Here is a 25,910-nt window from a genome sequence, read left to right as displayed (position 1 = left end):
GTTTTACGACCGGGAATTAACTTTCGCGTCCCGACGAGACCGGCTTGAGTACTTTCTATTTCGGGATGTGGAATGCCTGCGGACGTTTTTCGGCACGCCGCTATATGGTGAGTTGAACCCGCTCGGGCTCGTCCGGCTCGAACCAGTCGGGATTGCGCTCGGCAACGGGCTTCAGGGAGGTCAATATCTCCCGCAAGTGGGCACGCATGGCCTCCTCGGCTCCATCGGCGTCATGCGCCTTCAGCGCGCTCACAATCCGCGCGTGCTGCCTGATGATGAGCTCCAGTGGCGAGACATCGGGCAAGCTCAGGTACCGCACGCGGTCCATCTGCGCCTTGATGTCCTGGATGGTGTCCCACGCGGCCACGCAGTCTATGGATTGCGCGATCAGGAAATGAAACCGCTCGTCGAGCGCGAGGAAGGCGGAGGTGTCGTTGACCTTGGCCGCGACTTTCTGGTCGCGCAGGTTATCGGCGAGATCTGACAGTTGCGAGTCAGTGATCGCCATTGCGGCTTTGCGCGCGACGGCGGCCTCGATGGCTTCGCGGATGAACCGGCCTTCGCGGACTCGCCTCGGCGATATCTTTTTGACGAAAGTCCCGCGCTGAGGCAAAACCTGCAGCACGCCAGATTCGACAAGTTTGATGAACGCTTCGCGAACGGGTTGCCGCGATACATCGAACATCTCCGATACTTCTGTTTCGGACAGCGGCGTGCCGGGAACGAGCAAGCCGGAAAAGATCGCTTCCCGCAACGCGCGAAAGATCTGCTTGCCGATAGGCTCGTGCGAGTCCACCTGAAGCTGGCCGCGCAAGTTGGGCAGCGCGATTCGTGTTTCCGACGCGCGGCCGCGACCTCTGGACGATGCAACCGGTGCAATCAACGAAGATGCGGCGCCTGCGCTTTTGTTCACGCCGTTTGCCGAGGGCGCGCCTGGTCGTGTGGGAGCCGACAGGACCTTTTTCATCACCATGACCCGCACCTGAACGAGGAAGTAAATAGACAACGCGCCAAACAAAAAAGCTCGGCTTGTCATCTACCATACTACCACGCGGCTGTTGCCGGATCGGACCCTCCGGCATGCACGAACCTACGATACAACCACCCGCCGCGTGCCGACACCTTTGCCGCGCGGCTCGCGAATCCATATGAGCGAACACAGCGCGCCGAGCACCGCAACGGCGCCCGCAAGCACGAACGCACTACCGTAAGCACCATGTGTGGCCTGCACGATGAACCCCGTCACCGCCGGCCCGATCACGCCGGCAAGATTCGCGAGCAGATGCACGAACCCGCCCACGCCGCCGACGTTCTCGCGGCGAACCGTATCCTGGATCACGGCCCAATAGACCGCGCCGGTCACGTACAGGAAGAAGATGGACACGGACATCAACGCAACCGCGCCCTGCATGCTTTCCACGCGTCCGGCAAAGCCCACGCACACGGCCGCTGCGCCGAGGCACACGGACAGGACCATGCGGCGCGCGAGCAAGGGCTTGCCGGTGATGCGCAGGATCATGTCGGTGATAAAACCGCCTGCGGCGAGACCAATGCTTCCGAGCACCCAAGGAATCACGGTCGCAATGCTCATGTCATGCAGCGACAGATGATGGGCTTCCATGAGGTAAGTCGGGAACCACGACAGGAAGAAGAACAGCACGTAGTTGTAGGAGAAAAACGCGAATGCCGTCGCAAGGATGATCGGCTGCTTCAGGTAGAAACGCAGGCCGAGTTTCTCGCCCGCGGGTGCGCTTTCCATCGATGAAGCCTGCTGTTGTCCCTCGACAATCAACGCAAGTTCACTGGCGGAAACGCGCTTGTTCTGCTGCGGCCTTTCGGTGGTGGTCAACGACCACAGCACGAGCCACATGAGTCCCAGCACCATGATTGCGACGAACGCCCAGCGCCAGCCAAACCGTATTGCCAGATAACCGACTACAGGTCCCGCGAGCGCGCCGCCAAGCGGCGTACCGGAACTGATCACGCCGATCGCGCTCGCTACTTCTCGGCGCGGAAACCAGTTGTTGACCATCTTGCTGTTGGACGAACTGAACGGCCCTTCGCCCATGCCGAACAACACGCGCAACACGATCAGCGATCCCAGGCTGCTCGCCAGAGCAGTGGCGCCGCAGAAGACCGACCAGATGCCCATGGACGCGCCGAACACTTTCTTCGCGCCGATCTTGTCCGACGCCACGCCGCCAATGAAGTTGAACAGCGCATAGCCGATAAAAAAGCTGCTGAACACAATACCCATTTGCGCATGCGAGAAGTTCAGGTCCTTCTGAATGAGCGGCGCGGCAATGGAGAGCGCGGCGCGATCGAGATAATTGATCACTCCCGCAAGAAACAGCAAACCGACTACGAACCAGCGTTGGCTCTTGAACATGGACGTCTCCTGATTTACGCCTCTATGCAATCGGGCGCTTGGCGATGCGTAGATGGGTTTTAGTCGAACTGCAGATGGACTTTCATCGACTGGTTTCGGTCATGTGCGACTTCGAACGCGCGGTTCGCGTCCGCAAGTGGGAAGACATGCGTCATCAACGGGCTCAGGTCGATCTTGCCCGTGGCGATCTCTTCGGCGGCGACCGCGTATTCATCGGTGAAACGGAACGACCCCTGATAGCGCAACTCCTTCGCCATCACGAGATTGGCCGCAACGGGCGATTGCCCCGCAGGCAGATTCCCCACCTGGATCACCGTGCCGCCGGCGCGCGCTGCACGCAGGGCGGTATCGAGTCCCGCGGGGCTGCCCGATGCCTCGATGACGACATCGAACGTGCCGCGCGACTGCGACCATGCATCGACTTGCTTTTGATCAGTGGCGAGCACGGTCTGATCCGCGCCGAGCGTCGTGGCCATCTGCAACGCCTTCTCGGCCAGATCCAGTGCAACCAGACGATGCGCCCCCGCACGCCGCGCAACCGACAACAAAATGCAGCCGATCGGCCCGCATCCGACCACGAGCACATGTGCGCCGACGAGCGAGCCTGCATGCCTCAGCGCATGCAAGGCGACGGCGAGCGGTTCGGCCATGGACGCCTGGGCGAAGCCAAGTGTGTCGGGCACGAGCACGCATTGCCGCGCGGCAACGGCAATGTACTGACGAAACATGCCTTGCATATGCGGGAACGTTGAAGCACTGCCCATGAAGCGCATGTTGAGGCAATGATTGGTCATGCCCTTCACGCAGAACCGGCACTCGCCGCAGTTGAGCCCCGGGTTCACCGCAACGCGTTGGCCGACGCGTAGGCCTGTGACGCCGGCGCCAAGCGCCGCGATCTCGCCCGCAACCTCGTGACCCAGCACGAACGGCTCACGCACCGCGAAGTCGCCGCTTTTGCCCTTGAAGTAATACGACAGATCCGACCCGCAGATACCGCCCGCGCGCACGCGAATCTGGACCTGGCCGGGTTGGGGTTGAGGGGCATTGACTTCATCGATACGCAAGCGTTTCGGTTCGTAAAGGACGGCTGCAAGCATGAGAGACTCCGTTGATATTGATGTTCGACGCGATGATTCTGCTCAGGCGATGCGGATCACCAGTTCCAGAGCGTGCCGTCCTCAAGACGTGCAACCGGCAGGTACGCCGGGTCATATGGATAGCGTGCGGCGAGTTCTTCGTCTATGTCGACGCCGTGGCCGGGTGCATCGCCGGGATGCATCGTGCCGCGCTCGAACGTCCATGCGTGCGGGAAAACATCGAGCGCTTCCGCCGGAAAACCCATGTATTCCTGCACGCCGAAGTTCGGCACCCACAAGTCGAAATGCAACGCGGCGCCCATGCAGACAGGCGACAGATCTGAAGGCCCATGACAACCCGTGCGCACCTGATAAAGCGAAGCGAAATCCGCGATGCGCTTCAGGTGGGTAATACCGCCGGCATGTGTGAGCGTCGCGCGGATGTAATCGATGAGTTGCTCTTCAATGAGCTGCTTGCAGTCCCAGATGCTGTTGAACACTTCGCCCACGGCAATCGGCGTCACGGTGTGCTCGCGGATCAGGCGGAAACCGGCCTGGTTCTCGGCAGGCGTGGGGTCTTCCATCCAGAAGAGCCGATACGGCTCGACCGACTTGCCGAGACGCGCGGCTTCGATGGGTGTGAGACGGTGATGTACATCGTGAAGCAGATGGGTATCGAAGCCGAACTTGTCGCGCACTGCCTCGAAGAGTTTCGGCACGAAGTCGAGATACTTCTCCGATGACCACGTCTGCTCTTCCACCACGCCTTTGGTCGCGGGTTCATACATGCCCGAGCCTTTCGATACGCCGTAAACCGACCGCATGTTCGGCACGCCGCACTGAATGCGGATCGCCTGGTAGCCCTGCTCTACATGGTCCGCATAGCGGTCGAGCGCTTCGGGAATATCGCGGCCTGTTGCGTGTCCGTACACCATCACGCTTTCACGCGATGCGCCGCCGAGGAGCTTGTACAGCGGCAGGTTCGCGACCTTGCCGAGAATGTCCCACAGCGCGACATCCACCGCTGCAATGGCGGTCATGGTCACCGGACCGCGCCGCCAGTAAGCGCCCTTGTATAAAAGCTGCCACATATCTTCGATACGACCCGGATCACGCCCGATCAGCATCGGGCAAACGTGATCCTTCAGGTAAGACGCCACGGCCAGTTCGCGGCCATTCAACGTGGCGTCGCCAATGCCGTAGACCCCTTCGTCCGTCACTACTTTCAATGTGACGAAATTGCGGCCCGGACATGTGACGATGACGTCGGCACGGACAATTTTCATGGGGCTTTCCTTGAGATTCTATCGTTGGAAATGATGCTACCATACAAGTAGACGAAGACGTCAATCAAGGGTTTTCCCGGCTAGGGGTTATCAAATGAACGCTAAATCAAGGCTGTGTCGCGATGCGCTGGCATCGCTCAAGGAGAGTCATGTGCTTGGACAGGGGTGGCGGGAGCCATCCATTGGCATCGTGCATCTGGGCATCGGCAATTTTCATCGGGCGCACGAGGCCGTCTATACGGAAGAAGCCATGCTCGCCGCCGGTGGCGACTGGGGGATATGCGGCGTCACTTTGCAGGGCGACGTCACCAAGCGCGACGCATTGATGGCGCAAGACGGTTTGTATAGCGTGGTGGAACGCGGACCTGATGGTGTGAAAACGACCGTCGTGCGTGCGCTGCGTGAAGTGCTTGCCATGCCGCACGATCGCATTCGCCTGTTCGAATTGCTCGCCAATACCAACGTTCGCATCGTCTCGCTGACCGTGACGGAGAAGGGATATTGCCGCGATCCGACATCCGGCGACGTAGACCTTGCGCATCCCGGCGTCGCGCATGATGTTCACAACCCCGACGAGCCAGGCACCGTCCCGGGTATCCTGGTCGCCGCTCTGCGCGCGCGGCGTGACGCGGGCGCAGCACCGTTCACCGTGCTTTCGTGCGACAACCTCTCGCACAACGGCGCAGCCTTGCGGCAAGTCGTCTGCTCATATGCAAGCGCACTCGATACAAACCTCGCCGCATGGATCGAACGCGAGGTGGCGTTTCCATCCACGATGGTGGACCGCATCGTCCCTTCCACAACGGATGCTGATCGCGATGCCGCAATGAGCGCACTGGGCTTGCGCGACGACGCGCCGGTCCCGTGCGAACCGTTCCGCCAATGGGTGATCGAGGATCGCTTTCCGGCTGGGCGGCCCGCTTGGGACCGCGTTGGCGCGCAGTTGGTGAATGACGTCATGCCTTTCGAGCTCGCCAAGCTGCGCATGCTGAACGCCACGCATTCCACGCTCGCTTATCTCTCCATGCTTGGCGGTTTTGCGACTATCGATGAAGCCATGTCTTTCCCGCCTGTGCGAACGCTGATTCACGCGATGATGACGCATGAGATCGCACCCACGCTAACCGTTCCGCGCACTTTCGATCTGATGGCGTATCGCGATGCGTTGATAGAACGTTATTCGAATCCGGCGCTCAAGCATCGCTGTGCGCAGATCGCGATGGATGGAAGTCAGAAGATCCCGCCGCGCTTGCTCGGGACGATTTCAGCGCGATTGGCGCGGGGTGAATCGATCGCGCGACTCGCCCTTGGCGTGGCAGCGTGGTTCGTATTCTTGCGCGGCCGCGCCGACGATGGTTCCACGTTTTCGATCAATGATCCGATGGCTGCAAAGCTCACATTGCTGGTGGAAAGCGCTGGCAATACGCCGGAAGAACTTGTCGATGCCGTGCTTGGATGCCGCGAAGTATTCGACGCCGAGCTGGCATCGAGTAAAACCTTTCGCCATGAGCTGATTGCGGCGGTCGTGCAATTGAACAAGGGGGCAAGAGCCGCGATTGAGCACGCGGCCCTGCAGCCATAAAGCCGCTCAAGGCTGGCGATGAACCCCGAACGGGTTTTATTTCACATCGAACGGGTAATCGCCATGCGTTCTATGTCCATCGTCCGCTACCGCAGCCCAATGAACGATGTAGTGCCCCGGCGGCAGAACCGGCAGCGCGACGGTAGCGATCGTCGGCTGTTGGGCATCGACTGTCGATTTGGCGGTATTGACCTGCTTGCCGGCGGCGTCGGTGACGGTGAGCACGGTGAACGCCGGTTCCAGCGGCCCATCGAACGTAATCTTCGCCTGCGCGGGCGACTCCACTGAAGCCCCCGCTCCCGGCTCCTGCTTTTGCGGGAACACGTGCGCGAATGCGTTGACAGCAAACAGCAGCCCGGCGGCGAGCGTGATTGAATATCTGGTTTTCATCGGGGATATCCTCGTTACTGGAACAGCGGCTTGCCGATGGTGTTCGGCGCGACGTCATCAAAGAAAATATGGGCCTGGACCAGAATGCCTACATGCGATCCGCTCGCCCGGTTGATCGGGATCTGCGCCTCCACGCCGAACTGTCCATAGCGGTTGATCCAGATAAAACCCGGGTTCACGGTGCCGGTGGTCTGCCCCTGGCTGCGTGACAATGGAACTTCAACCAGCGGGACGATATTCGACAGCGGTTGCGGCAAACCGAGGTCATGGACGTGCTGCTGCAAGTACGGCAGGCTGTATTGAACGGTGAAGCCGTAATTGAACGCATTCGGCTGGCCGGCGCCCGTGGTCAGCGCGGGACCGGCTTCGCCGGTGATAGCGATCGGTCGCAGATAGGCGAGCGAATCCGGGAGATCACCCATGCCCTTGCCCGCAAAGATCGTCGGCGAAAGCGTCGAGAAGCTGTCTGCTATGGCGTGGCTTCCTGTGCCGCCAATCTCGGCATCCAGGCCAACCGATGTCATGAACTCGTGTGCCTCGTTCACGTAGAGCAGGTACTTCACGCCGACATCGAGGTTGTCAAAACCGCGCGCCTTCGGGTTGTTCTGCATCACATAGGTCTCGCCCACCGATACCGCCAACCGTGGCGTAATGAGCTTGTCGTATTCGGCATCGAAGGTATTGATGCTTTGATCGCCGTTGTCTCCCGGTACGCGTTGATGGCCGTACTGGAAATTGGCTTCATCGCCGACACCGGGGTCGTCTACCGACAGGGTTGATGGAAAGACACGGTCGCCCGCAACCGCATGTGCGTGGGCTGGAGATGGAATCAGGAAGCAGGCGGTAGCGGCAGTCGAAAGAATCGACGACGCAAGCAGCGGCGCCGCGCTGCGCGTTGAAAAGGTTCGCATGGTGATCCGTTTGGTCTGGTGACAGGTCGTCGTCAAGCCGTCGCACGCCGTTGATACGGCGTGCGACCCGGCTATGTATTCGTGGAATCAGATCAGGACAAAACGGGTGGCGCGCGAGGCTGGACGAAGGTGTAAGGCTCGACGCGCACGACACTTTCGAAGCGCGTGGCAACTTGATGTTGTGTCAGCCGGATCGTGGTGGCGAACAGTGCCTGCACAGTCGGCACGGCGGGCATGTGAGCGAGCAAGCTGCAGTATGCGCAGTCCTGGCCGTCGGACATTTGGGTGTGTTTATCGGCGTCCGGCTTGCCTTCGGCCGATGCACCCTGCATGGACGGCATTGAACAATGCTCGTCCTGCATGCCATCGCCTGGATGATTTGCCGCCAGGCTGTGAGAAACCGTTGGCGCAAGCGTTGCCATGAGGATCGCAAGCAATCCCAGCAGGCTGCCAATCTTTCGATAAAAACGGCTCAACATGTCGCGCCCGGTTATCCGCCGATGGTCTGCGCGGATTATGACATGCGGCTATCGGTCACGGCTGGGGATGATCCCGCCGAAAAAGCGCCCATTCATCGATGGTGGTGCCGTCGGGCAGCCGACAGACGCTCGATTGGTTGCCGGCGGCATCCTTGCGTGTTTCGCGTCTTCCGCCGAGGCTGATGCAGTATCGGGAGGCGGGGTTCGCCAGGCCGACGGGGCTAGGTCTTTGCGCGTTTTCCTGCGATGCGCACGCGCTCATGGCGGTGGTCAGCACCACTGCGGCTGCAGTGTTGAGTAAAAAGATTGACTGGGAATTCATGACGATAAAACCAAACTTGTGAAAGATCGCGGCGATTATAGTCGGCGCGAAGCAGACCGATACATCCGATTGAAATCAATGCCTTGCCGCGTGTTCCCAGGACTTCTCCACAGCCTTGCCAACAGAATCTGTGGATAAGTCAGTGTGGGGCAGCGTAGTAGTTCACCGGGCATCCGCTCCTCTAATGATTCCCCATCGGAAAACCTCTTTCACGACAAACCGCGATGATCGCGCTCAGTTGACTGAGGTCGGCAGGCTTCACGAGATGGTGATCGAAGCCCGCCTCGCGGGCACGCTGAAGATGCTCTTCCTCGCCGTAACCACTATGCGCAATCAGCAAGGTGTCGTGCAGTTCCGGCAGCAAACGCAAGCGCCGTGCGACCTCATACCCGTCCATCTCCGGCAGGCCGATATCGAGCAGGACAACGTCGGGGCTGAACTCGACGGCACAGCGCAAGGCGGTGGCGCCATCCCGCGCGGTCTGCACCACGTGACCATCGATACGTAACAGCGCCGCGCTGCTCTCCAGCGCATCCACATTGTCATCGACAACAAGGATGCGCATGATCCCGAACTCCGGCGCAGCATGGATCGCCGCGTGCAGCGGTTCATCCGGAACGGTGCCGCGCGGCAACGCAGGCAGGCGCACCACGAACTTGCTGCCCCGGTTGAGCCCTTCGCTAAACGCATGCACGCTGCCGTGATGCAATTCGACCAGCCGATGCACCAGCGCCAGCCCAAGCCCCAGGCCCGCCGCCTTGCGGTCGAGAGAACGCTCCGCCTGGACAAAGATGTCGAAGATCGTGGGGATCAGGTCGGCCGACATGCCAATGCCGTTGTCGGCCAGCGTCAAGAGGGCATCGTCGAAGCGCCGCTCGACGCAGATGCGGATATGGCCGCCCGGCGGCGTGTATTTGATTGCATTGCCGAGCAGGTTGATCACGACTTGCTCAATGCGCATTGCGTCCGCCGCGATCGGCAATACGTCCATAGGCAGCGCCAGCGTGACCTCGTGCCGGCAAGCCTCGAATTCCGTGCGCATGGCTTCCACCGCGCGATGCACGGTCTCGACCAGATCGATCTTCTCGGGCTTCAGAACGATGATGCCGCGCGTGATTCTAGATACATCCAGCAGATCCTCGACCAGCCGGATCTCGTGATCCAGTTGTCGCTGCGCAGCCTCACGAGCGATCTTCTGCCCCTCCATGTCCGCATTGCCACTTCCCCAAACCTGCAAGCCGTTGCGAATAGCGGCAAGCGGGTTCCTCAACTCATGCGCGAGCATGGCGAGGAATTCGTCCTTCTGCTGATCGGCGGATTGGAGCCGGTCGAACGCCTGATGTTGCCGGGTCACATCGGCGATGGTCAGCAAGATGAGCGCTTGCGCCGGCCATGCAACCCGCATTGCGTTGAGTTGCATCGTGCGCAAACCGATGCCGGTAAATTCATGCGTGATCTGAAAATCGCGGACGGTCGTTTTCTGCGGAAGCAGATCCTCGAGCAGTTCCCTCAACGCGGGGATGTTCCACTGCTCGTTGCCAAGGTCATAAAGCTTCGTGCCGATGGTCTGGTCCGGCGAAGTCTGGAACGTTTGATAAAAGGCGCGATTGGCAAGCGTGATCTTGAGATCGGCTTCCAGCACGAGCAACGGTTCCGACATGGTCTCGACAATGGCCTGCGCGAAATCGCGTGCACGAGCGGCCTCGTCAATGGCGCTCTTCAGCTCATGATTGCGATAACGCAGTTCGTCGTTGGTGGTCGTCAGTTCTTCGTTGACCGATTGCAGTTCTTCCTTCGCGGTCTCCAGTTCCTCATTGGTACTCTGGAATTCCTCGTTGCTCGACAGCAGCTCTTCCTCGCTGGCCCGAAGATCCTCCCGCGCGGTCTCGTGTTCCTCGAGCATGGCAAGAAGATGCCGGTGGCTGCCTTCGAGCTCGGCATCCAGCCGCGCGATTTCAATATCCTTGTCACCGTGGCCGGTCTGAGCCAAACGTCCCGTCGCATTCCGGAAGGCCTGCCCGGCCATTTTCACCAATGATTCACGGCTGGCCCAGCGCAGCGTGGCGGCCCGTTCCGCAGGCGCCTCGAAATAGATGAGGAAAAACCGGCCGGGGACGTCGGATATCTGAACCGGATGCACCTCGAGCGCAACAGTGCGCGCCCGTCCACCGCCTGCCGCATTGTTCAGGCGCAGCCCGTGTCTCGCAATGACCGTGGCTCCAAGGCGCGCCTGCCTGACAGCCTCGTCAACAGCAAGGAAGACCTCCGGTCGCGCCAGACGCTTCAGACTGCTGGTCGGCGGACCGCTTGGATTGACGAGGAAGGCTGCGGTATCGCCGCGAAATTCGAGAATGTTCAACTCTTCATCGCACAGCACGCTTGGCGGGGTGTATCGCGCGAGCGTCATGCGATCGACTTCGCGTCGCAACAATTCGGCGCGCGAGGCATTTTCGCGGCCGCTGACCAGGGGCGTTGCAGCGATGTTCATTTGCGGCGTCGGCCTCGTTACAGGGAGGCCCATCCGTGGTCGTCCCGGGCGCGGCTTTTTGATGTAGAGCTTGCTCGCCACACTCGGAATGACGCTGAACAGCTCAGAAGATGCGCCAACCGATTCGGATGGTCCGAGCATCAGGACACCATCGGGCGCCAATGCGTAGTGAAACAACGGCATGACGTTGCGCTGAAGCATCGGGTCGAGGTAGATCAGCAAGTTGCGGCAACTGATCAGGTCGATCCTCGAGAACGGCGGGTCGGTTGCGACGTTGTGACGGGCAAACGTGCAGAGACTTCTGATCGACTTGTCTACGCAATAGTGATCGCCATCGCGAACAAAGAAACGCTCGAGGCGCTCGGGCGACACGTTGCGCGCAATGTTCTCGATGTAGCGGCCGGCGCGCGCGGTCTTCAGCGCATCGACGCTGACGTCGGTGCCGAAGAACTGGATTTGCATATTGGAACCGCGCCCGTCGAGATACTCCATCAGGCAGATTGCGATGGAATAGACCTCTTCGCCGCTTGCACATCCCGGCACCCAGATCCGGATGGGCGTGCGCGAGTCGGGCAGATCCGGTGATTGCAAAGCGCCGATCAATCGCGGAAACACGGTCCGGGCCAATTCATCGAACGTGTCAGGATCACGGAAAAATTCGGTCACACGAATCAGAAGGTCACGCCCTAGCGCCTGTGTTTCCACGGGATCGGAATCGAGCAACGTGACGTAGTCGTTCACCGAGGTCAGCTCGCGCAGCGCCATGCGGCGGGACAGGCGGCGCTGGACGGTACCGCGCTTGTAGTAGGTAAAGTCGATATTGCACGCGTTGCGCAGTAGCCGGAATAGAGGGCGCAAGCTCTGGTCGCCAGGATCGGTGGCAGGTCCCATCAATTCGAGCTGGTCGAGCGCGCGCTTCGGGTAGCGGCCAACGCGCCCGATTTCCCGGGCAATATCAGAAGGCGACAGCACGCTGTCGACACAGCCAAGGCCGATTGCCGCACGCGGCATGCTGCTGTGACGGGCCGAAGCCGGGTCCTGCGCGAAGGTGATGCCGCCTTCGCCCTGAATGGCTTGCAGCCCGAGCGCGCCGTCCGAGCCGTTGCCGGACAGGATCACGCCGATTGCATCGACGCCCAGATCGGCGGCAAGCGAATCGAACAGATCGTCGACCGGCATTGGCGGGCCGAGTGTCTCTCCGCGCGGCCGCAACCGGATCTGGCGCTCCGCGACCGACATGCTGGCGTTGGGCGGGATGACATAAACGTGGTCGATCTCGATGCTCATGCCGTCGCGCGCCTCGATAACCGGCATCGCAGTCTGTTTCGACAGGATGTCCGGGAGCAGGCTTGGCCGCAGCGGCGCCAGATGCTGGACCACGAGAAAGGCCATGCCGCTCGCCGGTGCAATGCCGGCGAGCAACTCGGAGATGGCTTCGAGGCCGCCGGCTGACGCGCCAATGCCCACTACAGTGAACGATGCCGGCTGTTCTTCGATTCTTGTGCCGATGGTTGTCACCGATGCCCCCGTGACGATGTGCAGCCTCTTACATTCGCCGGCTCGGGTCACTCGACGCGGAGCAAAAAACGAAATCAGCTCTCAAGCAGCTCGATTGAAAGCAAGGGCGTCCGTTGGGCGCCGGTTCGGATTGATCGAACGCCGATGCGCGATGACAGACTGACCGCGCCCCGATTATGCACTACTGGACAAATGTTCCAGATTCCAGCTCCGCTACCTGTCGCGCGAAAACCGGATCATGCGGGTCAGGGTGGCATCTGGAATACGAAATGATGTGCGAGCGCCGCGAACACATGCCAACCGATGCGCACCGTTACGATCAACTGGGTTCGACCATCGAGTTGAGACGAGCGTCGCACCTGTAAGCCAGCATTCAGGCGTAAATCACCACGCATGGAAACGATCGAAGCAATGCTCGGTTCCACTGCGTTGCATCGCTCCTTATGATCGGACTCGCATGCAGCGGATCGATTGAGGTAACCGCGGACGAATCGACGCTGCAGCTTCCATACTCGATGCCACCGTCCGTCGCAATCGTCGCGTGGCGAGAGACCCGCCTCAGCCCTAACGTCACCGCCACGCACAATGCCAAAACGAACCGGACACCTACGCCTCGGCGCTTTCCTTTATCCGTCGGGACATCACATTGCAGCGTGGCGTCATCCTGACAGTCAGGCCGACGCAGGCATCAACTTCCGGCATTACGTACAGCTTGCACAGGCCGCCGAAGCCGCGAAGTTCGACCTGATTTTTCTCGCCGACGGCGTGGGCACACGCGGCGACAATCTCGACTTCCTCAGCCGCACCGCTCACAGTTATATCGCGCAGTTCGAACCAATCACCCTGCTGTCAGCGCTCGCTGCCGTGACCACGCGGATCGGTTTTGTCGCAACGGCATCGACCAGTTTCAACGAGCCCTATCACGTGGCAAGGAAGTTCGCGTCGCTCGACCATATCAGCGGCGGACGCGCGGGCTGGAACCTGGTGACGTCATCGAGCGAATACGAAGCGAAGAATTTCAATCGCGATAAACATTTCGATCACGCCGAGCGTTATGAACGCGCGGACGAATTCGCTACCGTCGTGCGTGCGCTATGGGATAGCTGGGAAGACGACGCCTTCTCACGCAACAAAGATACCGGCCGCTTCTTCGATCCTGACAAGCGCCACGTGCTCGATCACAAGGGCCGCTTCTTTCAGGTCAAGGGACCGCTCAACGTAGCGCGATCGCCGCAGGGACAACCGGTCCTGGTGCAAGCGGGATCGTCCGAGTCCGGCCGCGCCCTCGCCGCGCGCACTGCGGAAGTGATCTTCACCGCCCAGCAAACGCTGCAGGATGCAATCGACTTCTATGCCGATGTGAAGGGCCGTCTTGCGGTACATGGCCGTCAGCCGGACGATCTCAAGATCATGCCCGGCGTGTTCCCGATCGTCGGGCGCACGCGATCCGAAGCGCAAGAAAAGTTCGAAGCGCTGCAGTCGCTGGTCGATCCCGTGGTCGGCCTCGCGCTCGTGTCGGGCCTGACCGGTGGTATCGATTTATCCGGTTATCCGCTCGACGGCCCGATTCCGGAGTTGCCCGAAACCAACGCAAGCAAGAGCCGTCAGGCCCTGACCATAGAACTCGCAAGGCGCGAGAACCTCACCATCAGGCAGCTTTACCTGCGTGTTGCCGGTGCACGCGGTCACTGGCAACTCGTCGGGACTGCGCAGGATATTGCCGACCAGCTCGAGGAGCGTTTCGTCAACTACGGTGCAGACGGCTATAACGTGATGCCGCCGACGTTACCGGGCGGACTCGACGACTTCATCGAGCTGGTGCTGCCGGAGCTGCGCCGTCGTGGATTGTTTCGCAGCGACTATGAAGGCCATACGCTGCGCGAAAATCTCGGGCTCAAGCGCCCGGTCAATCGTCACGAAACCGAACGGCAGGCGGCGTTGGCGGTTTAGACGCCGGTGCTATCGATTCCCGCATCCGAGCTGTAAAGCTTAGTCCAATCGCTTCGTTGCCGCGCACGTGTCCGGATGCTTCAATTTATCGGCGCCACAGCTTTTCGCCATCGTCGATGAGAAAAGCCATTCCACCTTTAAAAGGAACATCCGATGACACTCATTGCTACGCCTGCAGTGCAAGCTGAGCCCTCTCTCGAACTCGACATTCATGCGATCGGCGGCCGGATCGGCGCTGAAATCCGTGGCGTGCGTCTCGGCTCAGATCTGGACAGCTCCACGCACGCCGCAATCAACGCGGCGCTGCTCAAGCACAAGGTCATCTTCTTTCGCGGGCAATCGCATCTCGACGATGCCGAACAGGAAGCCTTCGCCAGGCTCTTTGGCGAGACGGTGGCGCATCCTACGGTGCCGTCGGTTGCGAACACAAGCCGCCTGCTCGAACTCGACTCGAAGAACGGCAATCGCGCGAACTCGTGGCATACCGACGTGACCTTCGTCGAAGCCTATCCGAAGATCTCGATCCTGCGCGGCGTGGTGATTCCGCCCGCTGGCGGCGACACGGTCTGGGCGAACACCGTGGAAGCATACGAACGGCTACCGGAGCCGCTGCGCGCGCTTGCCGATTCATTGCGGGCAATCCACACGAACACCTACGACTACGCGGCGAACCGCAGCGCGCCGAGCACCGACGCCGAGCTTGCGTATCGCGACCAATTCACCTCGACGGTGTATGAGACCGAGCATCCGGTAGTTCGCGTGCATCCGGAAACCGGCGAGCGCAGTCTCGTGCTCGGTCACTTCGTGCAGCGTTTCGTCAACTTGTCGCAACGCGATTCCGACCGCCTGAAAGAACTGTTCCACGATCACATCACCCGCCTCGAAAACACGGTGCGCTGGCGCTGGAATCAGGGCGATGTCGCCATCTGGGACAACCGGGCAACGCAGCACTATGCAGTCGCCGACTACGATGAAAGCGCGCGCCGTGTCGTGCGTCGCGCGACGGTACACGGTGATGTTCCGGTCGGTATCGACGGCCAGCGCAGCCGTGCGATACGCGGTGCCCGGTAAGTCTGCTGCAGCCGTGCTGATTTGTATCCGGCGCGGCCTTCCCTCCACTTTCCATTCCAATAAATGACGACACGGCTATTTTTTCGTACTCTTCTGGTCACACTCGGTCTGGCCGCAGTCACCGGTGCGTTTGCTGCTGGGCCGGCAATCGTGCGAATAGGCGTTGCCACGCAAGGCTATGGCGACCCGCCAGTCTTCGGCGGCTCGCCCGCGGCGACGGCGCAATTGCAGCATCGCGTTGAAGATGCACTCGCGCCCGACGGCATCAAGGTCCAGTGGCTCTTTTTCAAGGGCGCCGGGCCCGCTGTCAACGAAGCGCTTGCAAACCATCAGATCGACTTCGCCTATCAGGGCGATCTGCCCGCCGTACTCGGGCGAGCGAACGGACTCAAGACCAAGTTGCTGATTGAATCGAATGTACGTACTGGTGTTTATATCGCCGTGCCGCCCGATTCCGACATCAAGACAGTGAAGGACCTCAAGGGCAAGCGGGTCGCGATATTCAGAGGCACCAATCTTCAGCTCGTCGCCGACAACGTCCTGAAGGTCAACGGATTGTCCGAGAAGGACCTGCGTGTCATCAATCTCGACGATGCCGCTTCGCAAGCAGCGCTGGCATCGAAAGGCGTCGATGCCGTGTTCCTCGACTTCAAGCTCTTCAAGTTGCAACGCCAGGGACTCGCGAAAATCATCTATGCGTCACGTGATGGCGGCCTGCAGTACACACGTCAGGCGCATCTGCTCGTGCTCGATGACTTCGAGCGCGATCACCCGGACGTCGTTCAAAAAGTCGTGACGTCGGTGGTCCAGGCGGCGCAATGGTCATCGGAAGAACCGAATCGAGGTGCGCTGTTCACGCTCTGGGCGAAGAGCGGCGTGCCGGTCGAATCGTGGGAATCGGAGTACGCAAACCAGTCGCTTAAGGACCGCAGTTCGCCGTTGCTCGATCCTTTTATTGTGGCCCGCTATCAATCCGTTGCAGATGACGCCTTGCGCCTGAACCTGATCCGTCAACCTGTCACCGTGAACGGCTGGTTCGAACCGAAGTACCTCGACCAGGCGTTGAAGACCTTGAAGCTGGAGAACTACTGGCCACGCTTCGACGCCTCCGGCAAGCCGATCAAATCGTAAGCGCATTAGCTGCTGCACGCATTCCACGGAGAATCCGACCATGGCAAATAGCATTGCCCGCGCTTTATTGCCCGGCAGTCCATCTGAAACACTTCATGCAGACCGCCGTGCCGTGCTTGCCGCACGCTCGATCGGCTGGACTGCGCTGCCGTGGCTGCTGCCCGCTGCGGTCGCGTTGTCATGGGTACTCGGCTCGCATTACGGCTGGATCTCGGCGCAGATCCTGCCGTCGCCCGTGCTTGTCTTCGATACCCTCAGCGGTCTCGCCAGAACCGGTGACCTATGGATGCACGTGAGCGCAAGTCTCTCGCGCGTCGCGATCGGGTTTGCGGGTGGCGTTGTGCTGGGTTTGCTTTTGGGCGGTTTGCTCGGATTGTCGCGCACCGCTGAGGCGTACTTTCTTCCGAGCTTCAACGCCGTGGTCCAGGTGCCGGTTCTCGGGTGGCTGCCCTTCCTGATGATCGTGGTCGGGATCGGCGAGCCGCTCAAGTATCTGTTGATTGGACATGCGGCACTGGTGCCCGTCACGCTCAGCACGCTGCAGGGATTTCGCAAGACGCCCCCCGCCTACCTCGACGTTGCGCGCGTCTTCAAGTACTCCCCCTTCCAGACGATATTCAGCGTGGTCCTGCCATCGGCCGTGCCTGTGATCGGCACCGGAATTCGTCTTGCATTCACCAAGGCGTGGTTGACGCTTGTAGTCGTGGAACTGGTGGCTTCGTCGGAAGGACTGGGATATCTGATCGTGTACGGGCGCCAGTTGTTTCAACTGGATCTCGTGCTTGCCTCGGTGCTGATTGTCGGTGCGATCGGTTATGCGGCAGACCGGTTGCTCACGCTGCTCGAGAACAGGTTATCGCCGCCACGGCTGACATGAAGGAGCTGGCTTATGTCTGCATCGTCTCTTGAACTCGAATCCGGCTCCGGCGCCATTACCGGCGCCGATGCTTCGGGCAACAACGGCCGTTGGCGCGGCTGGGTCATTCCAGTCGCGGCCTTCGCGGCCTGGTGGTATCTGTCGCGCAACACGGTGACGGGACACGGCATGATGACTTCGCCTGCGCAGGTCTGGCATACCGCGGTCGATCAGGTCAGAACCGGCGCATTGTGGCGCGCGCTTTCCGCATCGCTTGCGCGCGAATTGACGGGATTTACGCTCGGTGCAAGCCTTGGACTTGCGCTGGGCGCATTGCTTGGCGTGTCGCCTTTTGCCAACCGGCTTGTCGGGCCGAGCTTCAATACGTTCAAACAGGTTTCCCTGTTTGCGTGGATCCCGCTGATCTCGGTCTGGTTCGGTCTCGGCGATCTCGCCAAGGTCGTGTTCTTGTCGCTGGCAGCGCTTGTGCCCGTGGTGGCGCACACGAGCGATGGCATTCGCGCGGTCGCGCCCGAATTGCTCGATGTAGGACGCGTGTTTCGCTATAACAAATGGCAAACGGTGACGCGCATCGTGATCCCCGCGGCTTTGCCGTCCATCTTCACAGGCGTCTATCTCGCGCTGATCTATTCGTGGCTCGCGACGCTCGGCGCCGAGTATCTGCTGGTTGCCGGCAGCGGCATTGGCAATACGCTGGTCGATGGCAGCGAACAATTCCGCATGGATCTCGTGGTCTTCGGCGTGATCGTGATCGGTATCACCGGGTGGGGGTTGAACTCGCTGGCGCGTGCCGTGCATCGGCGCTGGTTTCGCGATCCGACCGCCTGATTCCCGCTGTTTCTTACTTCATATGGATTCCGAACTTATGGCGACTCTTGCCGCAACCCGGGCGAATGAGCTCAACCTGCATCGTGTAGCGAAGCGTTTTGCGGGCGATATCAACGTGCCGCCGGTACTGGATGGCATAGACCTGAACGTGAGCAGCGGCGAATTCGTCGCGATCGTCGGCGCGAGCGGTTGTGGCAAGTCCACATTGCTGCGCCTGATCGCGGGTCTCGACGACCAGTTCGACGGCAATATCGAATTCGGCGGGGAGCGCATACGCACCACGGACCTCGCGCGTGGCCTCGTGTTCCAGGATCATCGGCTGTTCCCATGGCTCAATGTCGAACAGAACATTGCCGTCGCGCTCAGGAACTCGGGACGCAGCAAAGAGGAAAAGCGCCGCGCCGTGGCCGAGCATATCGAACTGGTCGGACTGAAGGGGTATGAAGGACATCATCCGCATCAGTTGTCGGGCGGCATGGCGCAACGGGTATCGATTGCGCGCGGGCTCGTGAATCGTCCCAAGCTGTTGCTACTCGATGAACCCTTCGGCGCGCTCGATGCGCTTACCCGCAGCCGGATGCAAAACGAGCTGCAACGCATCTGGGAGAGCGAACGCATCACCATGGTTCTCGTGACGCACGATGTTGACGAGGCTGTGTTCCTGGCGGATCGCGTCGTGGTGATGCAGGCGCGGCCTGGAAGAATAAGCAAGGTGGTGCACGTGGGGCTGGAGCGGCCGCGCCGGAAGAGTGATCCCGCGTTCGTGCGACTGCGTGACGATATCCTGGCGGATTTCAATGCGCCGGTGGGCGCGGTGTAACGTTGCGGGTAAGATCGGGATTGAAAGCCCGAACCCACCCGCCATCTGTCAGATCTGTCAGTTGAGTTCAACCGCCGCAGCGGCATCGACCGGCGATCCTTCCAGCGCTACTGAAGCACGGCCATCCGGTCCGACCGGAACATCGCCAACAAGCGTCGTTCGATACAACTGCCGGTCAAATTCCAGATCGAAGATATCCGAAGGCGCGAGGTGCGCGGTCGAGCGGTTGTCCCAGAACGCGACACTGCCCTTCTTCCACTTGAAGCGCACCGTAAACTCCGGACGCGTCACGTGTTCCCAGAGCAATTCGAGAATCGCCTGGCTTTCGCGGGGCGTCACGCCAACAATGCTTTTCAGGAAGCTCGGACTCACGTAAAGCGCACGCTCGCCCGTTTCCGGATGCACGCGCACGAGCGGATGTTCGCTTACCAGCGTGCGCTCTTTCACTGCCTGTTCGAATGCATTGGTTCCACTTGCACCCGCCGGCGCCGTGAACTTGTGAATCCCGCGCAAGCCATCGATAAAACCCCTCAGCGGCGCCGACAATTTTTCGTACGCGACCACGAGATTGGTCCATTGCGTATCGCCACCGTATGGAGGGATGGTCACGCCTCGAAGTATGGATGCAAACGGCGGGTTCACCGCAGCAGTGACATCCGTATGCCAGCCCGTCCACGGACGCAGGAGCGACGGCCCTTCAAAGCGCGTTGCTTTCCTGAACTTCGAGATGGAATAGATTTCGCGATGACCATCGACATGCCCGAATACGGGATGCCCGAGCGTCAGCGCTCCAAACTGCGCTGAAAACGCCACGTGCTGTTCGTGCGTCAGGAATTGCTCGCGGAAGAACACGACACGCCACTTGAGCAACGCTGCACGAATCGCAGCAACCTGCCCGGACCCGAGCGGCCGCGTCAGGTCGACGCCATGAATCTCCGCCCCGATATGCGCGGATAACGGTGTGACGGCAATATCATCGGTATTGGGAATCAGCGCTGCGCTCATCGTGCATCTCCTCGATGGATCCTTCGTGAAAATCGTTCAGAACACGCGCCCTTCCGTCAGATGGGTCGTGTCGCCGTTCAACTGATAATTGCCGATCACGCGCGCCTTGTGCAGCAGCGGGTTGTGGCTGAAGATCGTGCGCAGATTACGCCAGTGACGATCGAAGTTGTGCACGCGCGATGTGGCCGATGCGCCGCCCGCCTCGAACAGATGTTCTGCAGCGTGCAACGCCAGCTTGCTCACCACGATCTGCGTCTTCGCGGTGGCGAGCGCACCTTGCAGCACGCGTTCTTCGGCGTTACCGTCTTGATTGCGGATTGCACTTGCCGAGCGATCGAGCACGCGGGCGTTCTGTTGCACGAGTGCATCGATTGCGTGACTGTGCGCCCCGAGGTCGCCCACGACCTGCTGGATGAAGTGATCCGTGCGCGCTGATTCAGCCGGACTGTGCAGCACCGGCCGTCCATGATTGAGTACGTAGTTCTCGGCATCCGCTACAACATTGCGCACGATGCCGGCAGCCACCGCGACCAGGTGCAATTGCCGCAACGCCCCGCCGTGTCTTCCCGCAAGCGTGGTGTAACCGCGCTTCATGACTTCGTGTGCGAACACCTGGACGTTATCCAAAACGAGGCTGCCGCTCGCGGTCATCCGCTGGCCCATGCCGTCCCAGTCATCGAGCACTTGTACGCCTTCCCGATTGACCGGAATGACGATACTGACCGGTTCGTTCTCTTCGTTTTGCACATTGATGCGCGCGAAATCGGAGAACGCGGTTCCCGTCGAATAGTATTTCTTGCCGCTCACCCGGAAGTGTTCACCATCGCGTTTCAGCACGGTGCCGATCTCGCCCGGGCGGGACGTGCCGCGCTCGGTTGAAGCGCCGCCGAAAATCGCGCCTTCGAGTACGCGGCCGATTTGTTTGTCGTTGAATTCCGATCTCGGCGCGAGCAACAGCGACTCGGTCAGGTCATAGTGAATGCGCAATGCGTGCGCAACGTTAGACTCTTTTGCGCCGATCGTGGCGATCACCTGGAACAAGTCCTCGAGCGACCCGCCAAGGCCGCCCCATTCGACCGGAATGCGCAGCAAGCCGAGCTCCGACTTGCGAAACACCGCGAAACCGTCGAATGGAAGCTCGCGCCGCAACTCTCGCGCAGCGCTGTCTTCGCCGATCTTTTCCGCCAGTGCCGGCAAGGCGGCCAATGCGGTATCGAGACGAGATGTCGAGGCAACTCCCTGCGCTGAAGTCATGCTTTCATTCCTTGTGTGGTGTTTGGTGCGCGCGGGGTCCGGGAATCGGAATTGCCTGCAGCTCGAGCGTCAAAGTATAGAGACGCCTTTCACGGCGCAAAACGACCGATTCCGGATAATGTTATTTCCGATGCTGGATTGGAACCGGCACCGGGACCACTTTCGTGTGCGGTCGGGCAACTCCATTGCTCATGGATGTGGCCGGCGGAACCGTTTGCTTCGCGGTTCTTGAGCGTGTCGCTGACAAAGCGGCGAAGCCTCGGCACACCGATGCCTTCATAGTCGTTCGAGATGGTGAACGCTGTGATTTCGTACTTGTTGCGGTCCAGCACGTTGGGAAGCAGGCCAACGCGTTTCGGACCATCCTGTGTGATCGCCTGAAATATTCGAAACAGGACACGCACTGAATACTTCTTCATTCCGATATTTGGAATATCGTTTCCACTGAGCAAGCCTGGGGGCGAACCCGACGCAACGCAGGATCTACCAACAACGGAGACGAAATCGATGGGACAGTTCAATGGCAAGGTGGCCGTGGTTACGGGCGGCACGCAGGGACTCGGCGCGGCGGTCGCCGCGTTGTTCGTTGAGCGCGGTGCGGCGGGCGTGGTGATCTGCGGGCGCTCGCATGACAAGGGCGAGCTCAAGGCCCGCGAGTTGAGCGCGGCTAGTGGCGCGGATGTGCATTACGTGCAGGCGGATTTATCGCAGGTTGAAGATTGCCGCGCGGTGATCGGGGCAGCAGACGCGCGCTTTGGCCGTATCGATATCCTGGTCAACGCGGCGGCGTTGACTGATCGCGGCACGATCCTCGATACCGATCCCGCACTCTTCGACCGGATGTTCGCGACCAACGTTCGCGCGCCGTTCTTCCTGATGCAGGAGACAGTCAAGGTCATGCGGCGCGAGCATATCCAAGGGGCGATAGTGAACATCGGCTCCATGTCGGCCATGGCGGGACAACCGTTCATTGCGGCGTATTGCGCATCGAAGGGCGCGCTCGCCACGCTCACGCAAAACACCGCGTATGCGTTGTTGCGCAACCGCATTCGCGTGAACGGCCTGAACCTCGGATGGATGGCGTCGGACGGCGAGGACCGGATTCAGCGGGACTATCACGGCGCCGCCGATGACTGGCTTGAACAGGCCGCGGCCAGGCAACCTTTCGGAAGGCTGATTGCGCCGGAGGAAGCCGCGCGGGCCGTTGCATTCCTGGCGAGCGATGACTCGGGGATGATGACCGGGTCAATGGTAAATTTCGATCAGTCGGTGTGGGGCGCATTCGACGATGCGCCGCATCCTCGCTCCGAAGCGTAGGACATACGCCATCCGGTGGTCATCGGAATCTCACTCGAACGCAGGATCAACAGGCACGCGGTATCCCACCGCAAGCCTGTTGGTCTCGTTGGCCATGCCGACCACGGCGATCAGCTCGCCGAACATCTCATCGGTCATGCCTGCGCGACGCGCGGCGGCCGTGTGGCTCGCGACGCAATAGCCACAATTGTTCGTTACGCTCACCGCGACGTACAGCAACTCCTTCACGAGCGGATCGAGCGCGCCCGGCGCCATCACGTCCTTGATACTGTCCCAGGTCCGCGCAAGCGTTGGCGGATGCTGCGCGATGAACTTCCAGAAGTTGTTGACGTCCGGGACGCCCCGTTTCTCCTTGATATCGTCGTAAACGGCCTTCACTTCCGGCGCGGCATCCGCGTATTCGATGGGTTTCATCTGGCTCATGGATTCCTCTTTCTCTGACAGTGGTCGTTCGATCGGATGTGAAGCAACGCCTGCCATTCTCCTGCATTCGCTACCGGATTCAAATACCTGTTCAAGTTTCGTCGATCGACATTCGTCACGCGAATTCGCTGGAATGCTCCGTGCTCCACGAAATCATCGATGCCTGGCCACGCCGGGCCACAACCTGAATATCGACTTGTGGAGCACACATGTCCGTACCGAATCAGGATCACCCGGAAGCGCGCCCACCGTTCGTTGCCGCAAGCGAGCGGCGTGCATCGCCCGAAGACCCACCGCTTGCACCCGGACAACGCGTGGGATTTGCCGTCATTGGGCTAGGCCGTCTTAGTCTGGACTCCATCCTGCCGGCGCTTGCGTCGTGCAAGCTATGCAAGCTTGCCGCCGTCATGACCGGCGATAAGGAAAAAGGCCGGCGCATTGCAGCGCAATACGGGGTGCTGGCGGACGCGGTCTACGCATACGACGAGTGGGACAAGCTTGCGCACAATGCAGATGTGCAGGCGGTTTATATCGTGACGCCGAACGGCATGCATCATGAGCAAGTCATCCAGGCCGCGCGGATCGGCAAACACGTGCTGTGCGAGAAGCCGCTCAGCAACACGTCGGCCGAGGCGCTCGAAATGGTTGAAGCTTGCGCTGATGCCGGCGTCAAGTTGATGGTCGCTTACCGGTTGCAATATGAACCGCACAATCGCGACGTCGCGAAAATGGTGCGCTCGGGTGAATTCGGCAAGCTCAAGATCATTGAGGCGCACAACGGTCAGGTACAGGATGACGCAAGCCAGTGGCGTCACGAAGCGAAGCTCGCGGGCGGCGGTTCACTGCCTGACATCGGACTTTACTGCCTGAACTTCGCGCGCTTCGTGACGGGTGAGGAACCCGTCGAAGTGATGGCGTGGGTGTGGAGCACGCCGGGTGATGTACGTTTCACCGAGATCGAAGAGAATGTCGCGTGGCAGATGCGGTTTCCATCAGGCGTCGTCGGGCGTTTTTCAGCGGCCTACGACGCACATGAATCGCGGCACGCGAGGCTTCACTTCCAGACCGCGACCGTCAAGCTCGACCCGGCGTTCTCGTACAAAGGCATCCGGCTTTACGTGAATCACAGGTCTGCCGCACGCGAGGATGTCGAGGTATCGGAAGAACGTGTGTCGGAGGAGAAAAACCAGTTCGGCGCGGAGATGGACCACATGGCCGAATGCGTGCTGACTGGACGCACGCCGGGAACACCCGGCGAAGAAGGTCTGCAGGACCAGCGCATCATGGAAGCGATCTATCGGTCGGCGGCAGAGAACCGGCCGATCATGCTCGAACCCATATCGGGCCCGGACGCCTTCCGCGATGCCCGTCTCTCAGACAAGTGAGCGTGCGTCCATGCAATGGCTTCCTGCGTTCTTTGCGATCCTTGCCGGCATCTCCAATCCGCTGCAGTCGGGCAGCAACTCGGCGCTGCTCAAGACGATCCAGGCGCCGATAGTCGCGGCTTTCATTGTTTATGCAATCGGTGCGGCCTGCCTGCTTGCCGCCATGCCCTTTCTCGGCTTCCCGCTGAAGACAAGCATTTCGAAACTCGCCGATGTCCCTTGGTGGGCGTACATGGGCGGCCTGTGCAACGTGTTGTTCCTGATGTGTACGCTGCTCATCACGAAAAAACTCGGCTCGGCAACGTTCACGACCATCGTGGTGATTTCTGCGGTTATCACGTCGGTGTTGCTGGATCACTTCGGCTTGCTCGGATTCGAAGTGCGGCCGGCCACGTGGTTGCGCATTGGCGGCGCGGCGCTCGCGGCGATCGGTGTGGTGATGATCGCCGTGTTCTAGCCGTGCTCAGAACTTGAACGTATCGAAGAAGGTCTGCCGCTCCAGCACCGTGAGCGCGGCGCGCTTGTGCGGGAAGTCGAATTCCTTGAGCGTATAAAACCCCATCCTGTGCATGTACGCGATATGCCGCACATGATCGATACGCGGTTCGCCAACCAGGCGCTGCGTGCGAGGTTCATCGATAAACATGTAGTGCAGCACCCCGCTCCACCAAGCCTTGAGCTTGCCCGAGCTTTGGAACTGCGCATCGCCTATAAGCAAATGCAGGCCGCGGTCGAAATCGCCGGCATCGTAGAACGGCCCCAGGCGATCTTCCTTCGCCCAGTAGAACTCGAAATACCCGAAAGGTTTGTCGTCGAAATAACCGATCATCGGATGCATGTGCGGGTCCGCCAGCCGCTCTTCCAGATACGCAGCATGTTCCGCACGCGTGCCTTTCTGATCCCAGAAGTAGGCGACGCGATCGAGGTTCATCCAATCGCTGAAGACGTCGGCGTCGGCTTGCGGGTCGACCGTGCGCAAGCTCAACGTCATGCCTATCAACGGAAAATAACGCTCGTATATTGTCCCTTTCGCATTCGGCGGGCGCACCGGATGACGACGATCCTGCGTCACGGTGTAGGTTGATGGCATGGCGCCCGATGCAGTTGCCTTCAGCCACGGGCGCGGTTGCTGCCAGAAGGTCCTGCGTGATGTCGTGAGCAGGACATGGTCATCGAAGGATTGGACGCTATCGATCACGCCTTCGGCAATCGCGCGGGCGGTGAACGCGTCGAGCGCCCGGGCGTCTGCCTTGGCTACGAACAGTGCGACAGTCGCGCCTTGACGCGAAGGCTCCCCGCAGAAGAGTTCTCCAAGCGCCGGTAATAACGCTTCCGGCGCAAGCTCCGCGTGCCATCCGGTGAATGTGCAATCGGCAATGGCGCTTCCGGCGTCCATCGCTTCAGGATG

Annotated in this window: 23 protein-coding genes and 1 pseudogene; 10 read left to right on the top strand and 14 right to left on the bottom strand. The window is 60.4% G+C overall.

Features of this window, described 5'->3' with window-relative positions; genetic code table 11:
* Positions 1–100: 100 nt before the first annotated feature.
* The 4 genes from AXG89_RS38595 to manD form a co-directional block, all read right to left on the bottom strand.
* Positions 101–973, bottom strand: a complete 873-nt coding sequence (locus AXG89_RS38595; protein ID WP_236873622.1) for a GntR family transcriptional regulator — start codon at positions 971–973, stop codon at positions 101–103.
* Positions 974–1,090: 117 nt separating this feature from the next.
* Positions 1,091–2,389, bottom strand: a complete 1,299-nt coding sequence (locus tag AXG89_RS38590; RefSeq protein WP_075358298.1) for an MFS transporter — start codon at positions 2,387–2,389, stop codon at positions 1,091–1,093.
* 59 nt (positions 2,390–2,448) lie between these two features.
* A complete protein-coding gene (locus AXG89_RS38585) occupies positions 2,449–3,486 on the bottom strand; it encodes an L-idonate 5-dehydrogenase (protein ID WP_075358297.1) in 1,038 nt (345 codons plus the stop codon).
* 56 nt (positions 3,487–3,542) lie between these two features.
* Positions 3,543–4,751: a D-mannonate dehydratase ManD gene (gene manD / locus AXG89_RS38580; RefSeq protein WP_075358296.1), complete on the bottom strand. Its 1,209-nt coding sequence runs from the start codon at positions 4,749–4,751 to the stop codon at positions 3,543–3,545.
* Positions 4,752–4,845: 94 nt separating this feature from the next.
* Between manD and AXG89_RS38575 the strand changes: the two genes are divergently transcribed.
* Positions 4,846–6,333: a mannitol dehydrogenase family protein gene (locus AXG89_RS38575; RefSeq protein WP_075358295.1), complete on the top strand. Its 1,488-nt coding sequence runs from the start codon at positions 4,846–4,848 to the stop codon at positions 6,331–6,333.
* 36 nt (positions 6,334–6,369) lie between these two features.
* On the opposite strand, the gene AXG89_RS38570 is transcribed toward AXG89_RS38575, so the two are convergent.
* The 5 genes from AXG89_RS38570 to AXG89_RS38550 all read right to left on the bottom strand — a co-directional run bounded on the left by AXG89_RS38570 (position 6,370) and on the right by AXG89_RS38550 (position 12,441).
* The gene (locus tag AXG89_RS38570) at positions 6,370–6,723 is read right to left on the bottom strand and encodes a copper resistance CopC family protein (RefSeq protein WP_075358294.1); all 354 of its coding nucleotides are present in this window, start codon (positions 6,721–6,723) and stop codon (positions 6,370–6,372) included.
* A 14-nt stretch (positions 6,724–6,737) separates the two neighbouring features.
* Positions 6,738–7,634, bottom strand: coding sequence for a hypothetical protein (locus AXG89_RS38565; protein ID WP_119024817.1), 897 nt, complete (start codon positions 7,632–7,634; stop codon positions 6,738–6,740).
* A 92-nt stretch (positions 7,635–7,726) separates the two neighbouring features.
* Positions 7,727–8,113, bottom strand: a complete 387-nt coding sequence (locus tag AXG89_RS38560) for a DUF2946 domain-containing protein (RefSeq protein WP_075358293.1) — start codon at positions 8,111–8,113, stop codon at positions 7,727–7,729.
* Between the two features lie 55 nt (positions 8,114–8,168).
* Entirely contained in the window at positions 8,169–8,435 is a 267-nt protein-coding gene (locus tag AXG89_RS38555; RefSeq protein WP_075358292.1) for a putative hemolysin, read from the bottom strand.
* A gap of 181 nt (positions 8,436–8,616) precedes the next feature.
* Complete coding sequence (locus tag AXG89_RS38550; RefSeq protein ID WP_162916237.1) at positions 8,617–12,441, bottom strand: chemotaxis protein CheB; 3,825 nt, start codon at positions 12,439–12,441, stop codon at positions 8,617–8,619.
* A 585-nt stretch (positions 12,442–13,026) separates the two neighbouring features.
* Between AXG89_RS38550 and AXG89_RS38540 the strand changes: the two genes are divergently transcribed.
* From AXG89_RS38540 to AXG89_RS38515, 6 genes are all read left to right on the top strand, one after another.
* Positions 13,027–14,391: an LLM class flavin-dependent oxidoreductase gene (locus tag AXG89_RS38540; protein WP_075358290.1), complete on the top strand. Its 1,365-nt coding sequence runs from the start codon at positions 13,027–13,029 to the stop codon at positions 14,389–14,391.
* A gap of 153 nt (positions 14,392–14,544) precedes the next feature.
* Positions 14,545–15,462 carry a TauD/TfdA dioxygenase family protein gene (locus AXG89_RS38535; protein WP_075358289.1) on the top strand — a complete coding sequence of 306 codons (918 nt, stop codon included), beginning with the start codon at positions 14,545–14,547 and terminating at the stop codon, positions 15,460–15,462.
* 63 nt (positions 15,463–15,525) lie between these two features.
* The gene (locus AXG89_RS38530; protein WP_075358288.1) at positions 15,526–16,593 is read left to right on the top strand and encodes an ABC transporter substrate-binding protein; all 1,068 of its coding nucleotides are present in this window, start codon (positions 15,526–15,528) and stop codon (positions 16,591–16,593) included.
* 40 nt (positions 16,594–16,633) lie between these two features.
* Entirely contained in the window at positions 16,634–17,470 is an 837-nt protein-coding gene (locus AXG89_RS38525; protein WP_083637846.1) for an ABC transporter permease, read from the top strand.
* A gap of 12 nt (positions 17,471–17,482) precedes the next feature.
* Positions 17,483–18,298, top strand: coding sequence for an ABC transporter permease (locus tag AXG89_RS38520; protein WP_075358287.1), 816 nt, complete (start codon positions 17,483–17,485; stop codon positions 18,296–18,298).
* A 37-nt stretch (positions 18,299–18,335) separates the two neighbouring features.
* A complete protein-coding gene (locus AXG89_RS38515; protein WP_075358442.1) occupies positions 18,336–19,118 on the top strand; it encodes an ABC transporter ATP-binding protein in 783 nt (260 codons plus the stop codon).
* A gap of 57 nt (positions 19,119–19,175) precedes the next feature.
* Here AXG89_RS38515 and AXG89_RS38510 read toward each other — a convergent pair whose 3' ends face one another.
* The 3 genes and pseudogenes from AXG89_RS38510 to AXG89_RS38500 all read right to left on the bottom strand — a co-directional run.
* The gene (locus AXG89_RS38510; RefSeq protein WP_075358286.1) at positions 19,176–20,123 is read right to left on the bottom strand and encodes a TauD/TfdA dioxygenase family protein; all 948 of its coding nucleotides are present in this window, start codon (positions 20,121–20,123) and stop codon (positions 19,176–19,178) included.
* A gap of 36 nt (positions 20,124–20,159) precedes the next feature.
* Positions 20,160–21,377 (bottom strand): acyl-CoA dehydrogenase family protein, encoded by a 1,218-nt coding sequence (locus AXG89_RS38505; RefSeq protein ID WP_119024814.1) that lies wholly within the window; start codon positions 21,375–21,377, stop codon positions 20,160–20,162.
* Between the two features lie 89 nt (positions 21,378–21,466).
* Positions 21,467–21,757: pseudogene (locus AXG89_RS38500) on the bottom strand (hypothetical protein); the annotation flags it as partial.
* Positions 21,758–21,884: 127 nt separating this feature from the next.
* Here AXG89_RS38500 and AXG89_RS38495 point away from each other — a divergent pair.
* Entirely contained in the window at positions 21,885–22,694 is an 810-nt protein-coding gene (locus AXG89_RS38495; RefSeq protein ID WP_075358283.1) for an SDR family oxidoreductase, read from the top strand.
* Positions 22,695–22,724: 30 nt separating this feature from the next.
* On the opposite strand, the gene AXG89_RS38490 is transcribed toward AXG89_RS38495, so the two are convergent.
* Positions 22,725–23,117, bottom strand: coding sequence for a carboxymuconolactone decarboxylase family protein (locus tag AXG89_RS38490; protein WP_075358441.1), 393 nt, complete (start codon positions 23,115–23,117; stop codon positions 22,725–22,727).
* Between the two features lie 209 nt (positions 23,118–23,326).
* Between AXG89_RS38490 and AXG89_RS38485 the strand changes: the two genes are divergently transcribed.
* Both AXG89_RS38485 and AXG89_RS38480 read left to right on the top strand, forming a co-directional pair.
* Complete coding sequence (locus tag AXG89_RS38485) at positions 23,327–24,502, top strand: Gfo/Idh/MocA family protein (protein ID WP_075358282.1); 1,176 nt, start codon at positions 23,327–23,329, stop codon at positions 24,500–24,502.
* A gap of 10 nt (positions 24,503–24,512) precedes the next feature.
* The gene (locus AXG89_RS38480; RefSeq protein ID WP_075358281.1) at positions 24,513–24,959 is read left to right on the top strand and encodes a DMT family transporter; all 447 of its coding nucleotides are present in this window, start codon (positions 24,513–24,515) and stop codon (positions 24,957–24,959) included.
* 6 nt (positions 24,960–24,965) lie between these two features.
* Here AXG89_RS38480 and AXG89_RS38475 read toward each other — a convergent pair whose 3' ends face one another.
* Complete coding sequence (locus AXG89_RS38475) at positions 24,966–25,898, bottom strand: GNAT family N-acetyltransferase (RefSeq protein ID WP_372237050.1); 933 nt, start codon at positions 25,896–25,898, stop codon at positions 24,966–24,968.
* Positions 25,899–25,910: the final 12 nt, after the last annotated feature.

Origin of the sequence: Burkholderia sp. PAMC 26561 (genome assembly GCF_001557535.2) — a bacterium.
Classification (GTDB): domain Bacteria; phylum Pseudomonadota; class Gammaproteobacteria; order Burkholderiales; family Burkholderiaceae; genus Caballeronia.
Note: the sequence above shows the minus strand (reverse complement) of the source record. Positions and strands in the feature narration are given on the sequence as shown.

Bases quoted from the DNA above. Each gene is read 5' to 3' on its own strand.
- AXG89_RS38575 (WP_075358295.1), top strand. From the start codon at position 4,846: ATGAACGCTAAATCAAGGCTGTGTCGCGATGCGCTGGCATCGCTCAAG.
- AXG89_RS38565 (WP_119024817.1), bottom strand. From the start codon at position 7,634: ATGCGAACCTTTTCAACGCGCAGCGCGGCGCCGCTGCTTGCGTCGTCG.
- AXG89_RS38505 (WP_119024814.1), bottom strand. From the start codon at position 21,377: ATGACTTCAGCGCAGGGAGTTGCCTCGACATCTCGTCTCGATACCGCA.
- AXG89_RS38525 (WP_083637846.1), top strand. From the start codon at position 16,634: ATGGCAAATAGCATTGCCCGCGCTTTATTGCCCGGCAGTCCATCTGAA.
- AXG89_RS38535 (WP_075358289.1), top strand. From the start codon at position 14,545: ATGACACTCATTGCTACGCCTGCAGTGCAAGCTGAGCCCTCTCTCGAA.
- AXG89_RS38540 (WP_075358290.1), top strand. From the start codon at position 13,027: ATGCCAAAACGAACCGGACACCTACGCCTCGGCGCTTTCCTTTATCCG.
- AXG89_RS38510 (WP_075358286.1), bottom strand. From the start codon at position 20,123: ATGAGCGCAGCGCTGATTCCCAATACCGATGATATTGCCGTCACACCG.
- manD (WP_075358296.1), bottom strand. From the start codon at position 4,751: ATGAAAATTGTCCGTGCCGACGTCATCGTCACATGTCCGGGCCGCAAT.
- AXG89_RS38495 (WP_075358283.1), top strand. From the start codon at position 21,885: ATGGGACAGTTCAATGGCAAGGTGGCCGTGGTTACGGGCGGCACGCAG.
- AXG89_RS38530 (WP_075358288.1), top strand. From the start codon at position 15,526: ATGACGACACGGCTATTTTTTCGTACTCTTCTGGTCACACTCGGTCTG.
- AXG89_RS38475 (WP_372237050.1), bottom strand. From the start codon at position 25,898: ATGGACGCCGGAAGCGCCATTGCCGATTGCACATTCACCGGATGGCAC.
- AXG89_RS38555 (WP_075358292.1), bottom strand. From the start codon at position 8,435: ATGAATTCCCAGTCAATCTTTTTACTCAACACTGCAGCCGCAGTGGTG.
- AXG89_RS38485 (WP_075358282.1), top strand. From the start codon at position 23,327: ATGTCCGTACCGAATCAGGATCACCCGGAAGCGCGCCCACCGTTCGTT.
- AXG89_RS38585 (WP_075358297.1), bottom strand. From the start codon at position 3,486: ATGCTTGCAGCCGTCCTTTACGAACCGAAACGCTTGCGTATCGATGAA.
- AXG89_RS38515 (WP_075358442.1), top strand. From the start codon at position 18,336: ATGGCGACTCTTGCCGCAACCCGGGCGAATGAGCTCAACCTGCATCGT.
- AXG89_RS38595 (WP_236873622.1), bottom strand. From the start codon at position 973: ATGGTGATGAAAAAGGTCCTGTCGGCTCCCACACGACCAGGCGCGCCC.
- AXG89_RS38570 (WP_075358294.1), bottom strand. From the start codon at position 6,723: ATGAAAACCAGATATTCAATCACGCTCGCCGCCGGGCTGCTGTTTGCT.
- AXG89_RS38560 (WP_075358293.1), bottom strand. From the start codon at position 8,113: ATGTTGAGCCGTTTTTATCGAAAGATTGGCAGCCTGCTGGGATTGCTT.
- AXG89_RS38480 (WP_075358281.1), top strand. From the start codon at position 24,513: ATGCAATGGCTTCCTGCGTTCTTTGCGATCCTTGCCGGCATCTCCAAT.
- AXG89_RS38590 (WP_075358298.1), bottom strand. From the start codon at position 2,389: ATGTTCAAGAGCCAACGCTGGTTCGTAGTCGGTTTGCTGTTTCTTGCG.
- AXG89_RS38490 (WP_075358441.1), bottom strand. From the start codon at position 23,117: ATGAGCCAGATGAAACCCATCGAATACGCGGATGCCGCGCCGGAAGTG.
- AXG89_RS38520 (WP_075358287.1), top strand. From the start codon at position 17,483: ATGTCTGCATCGTCTCTTGAACTCGAATCCGGCTCCGGCGCCATTACC.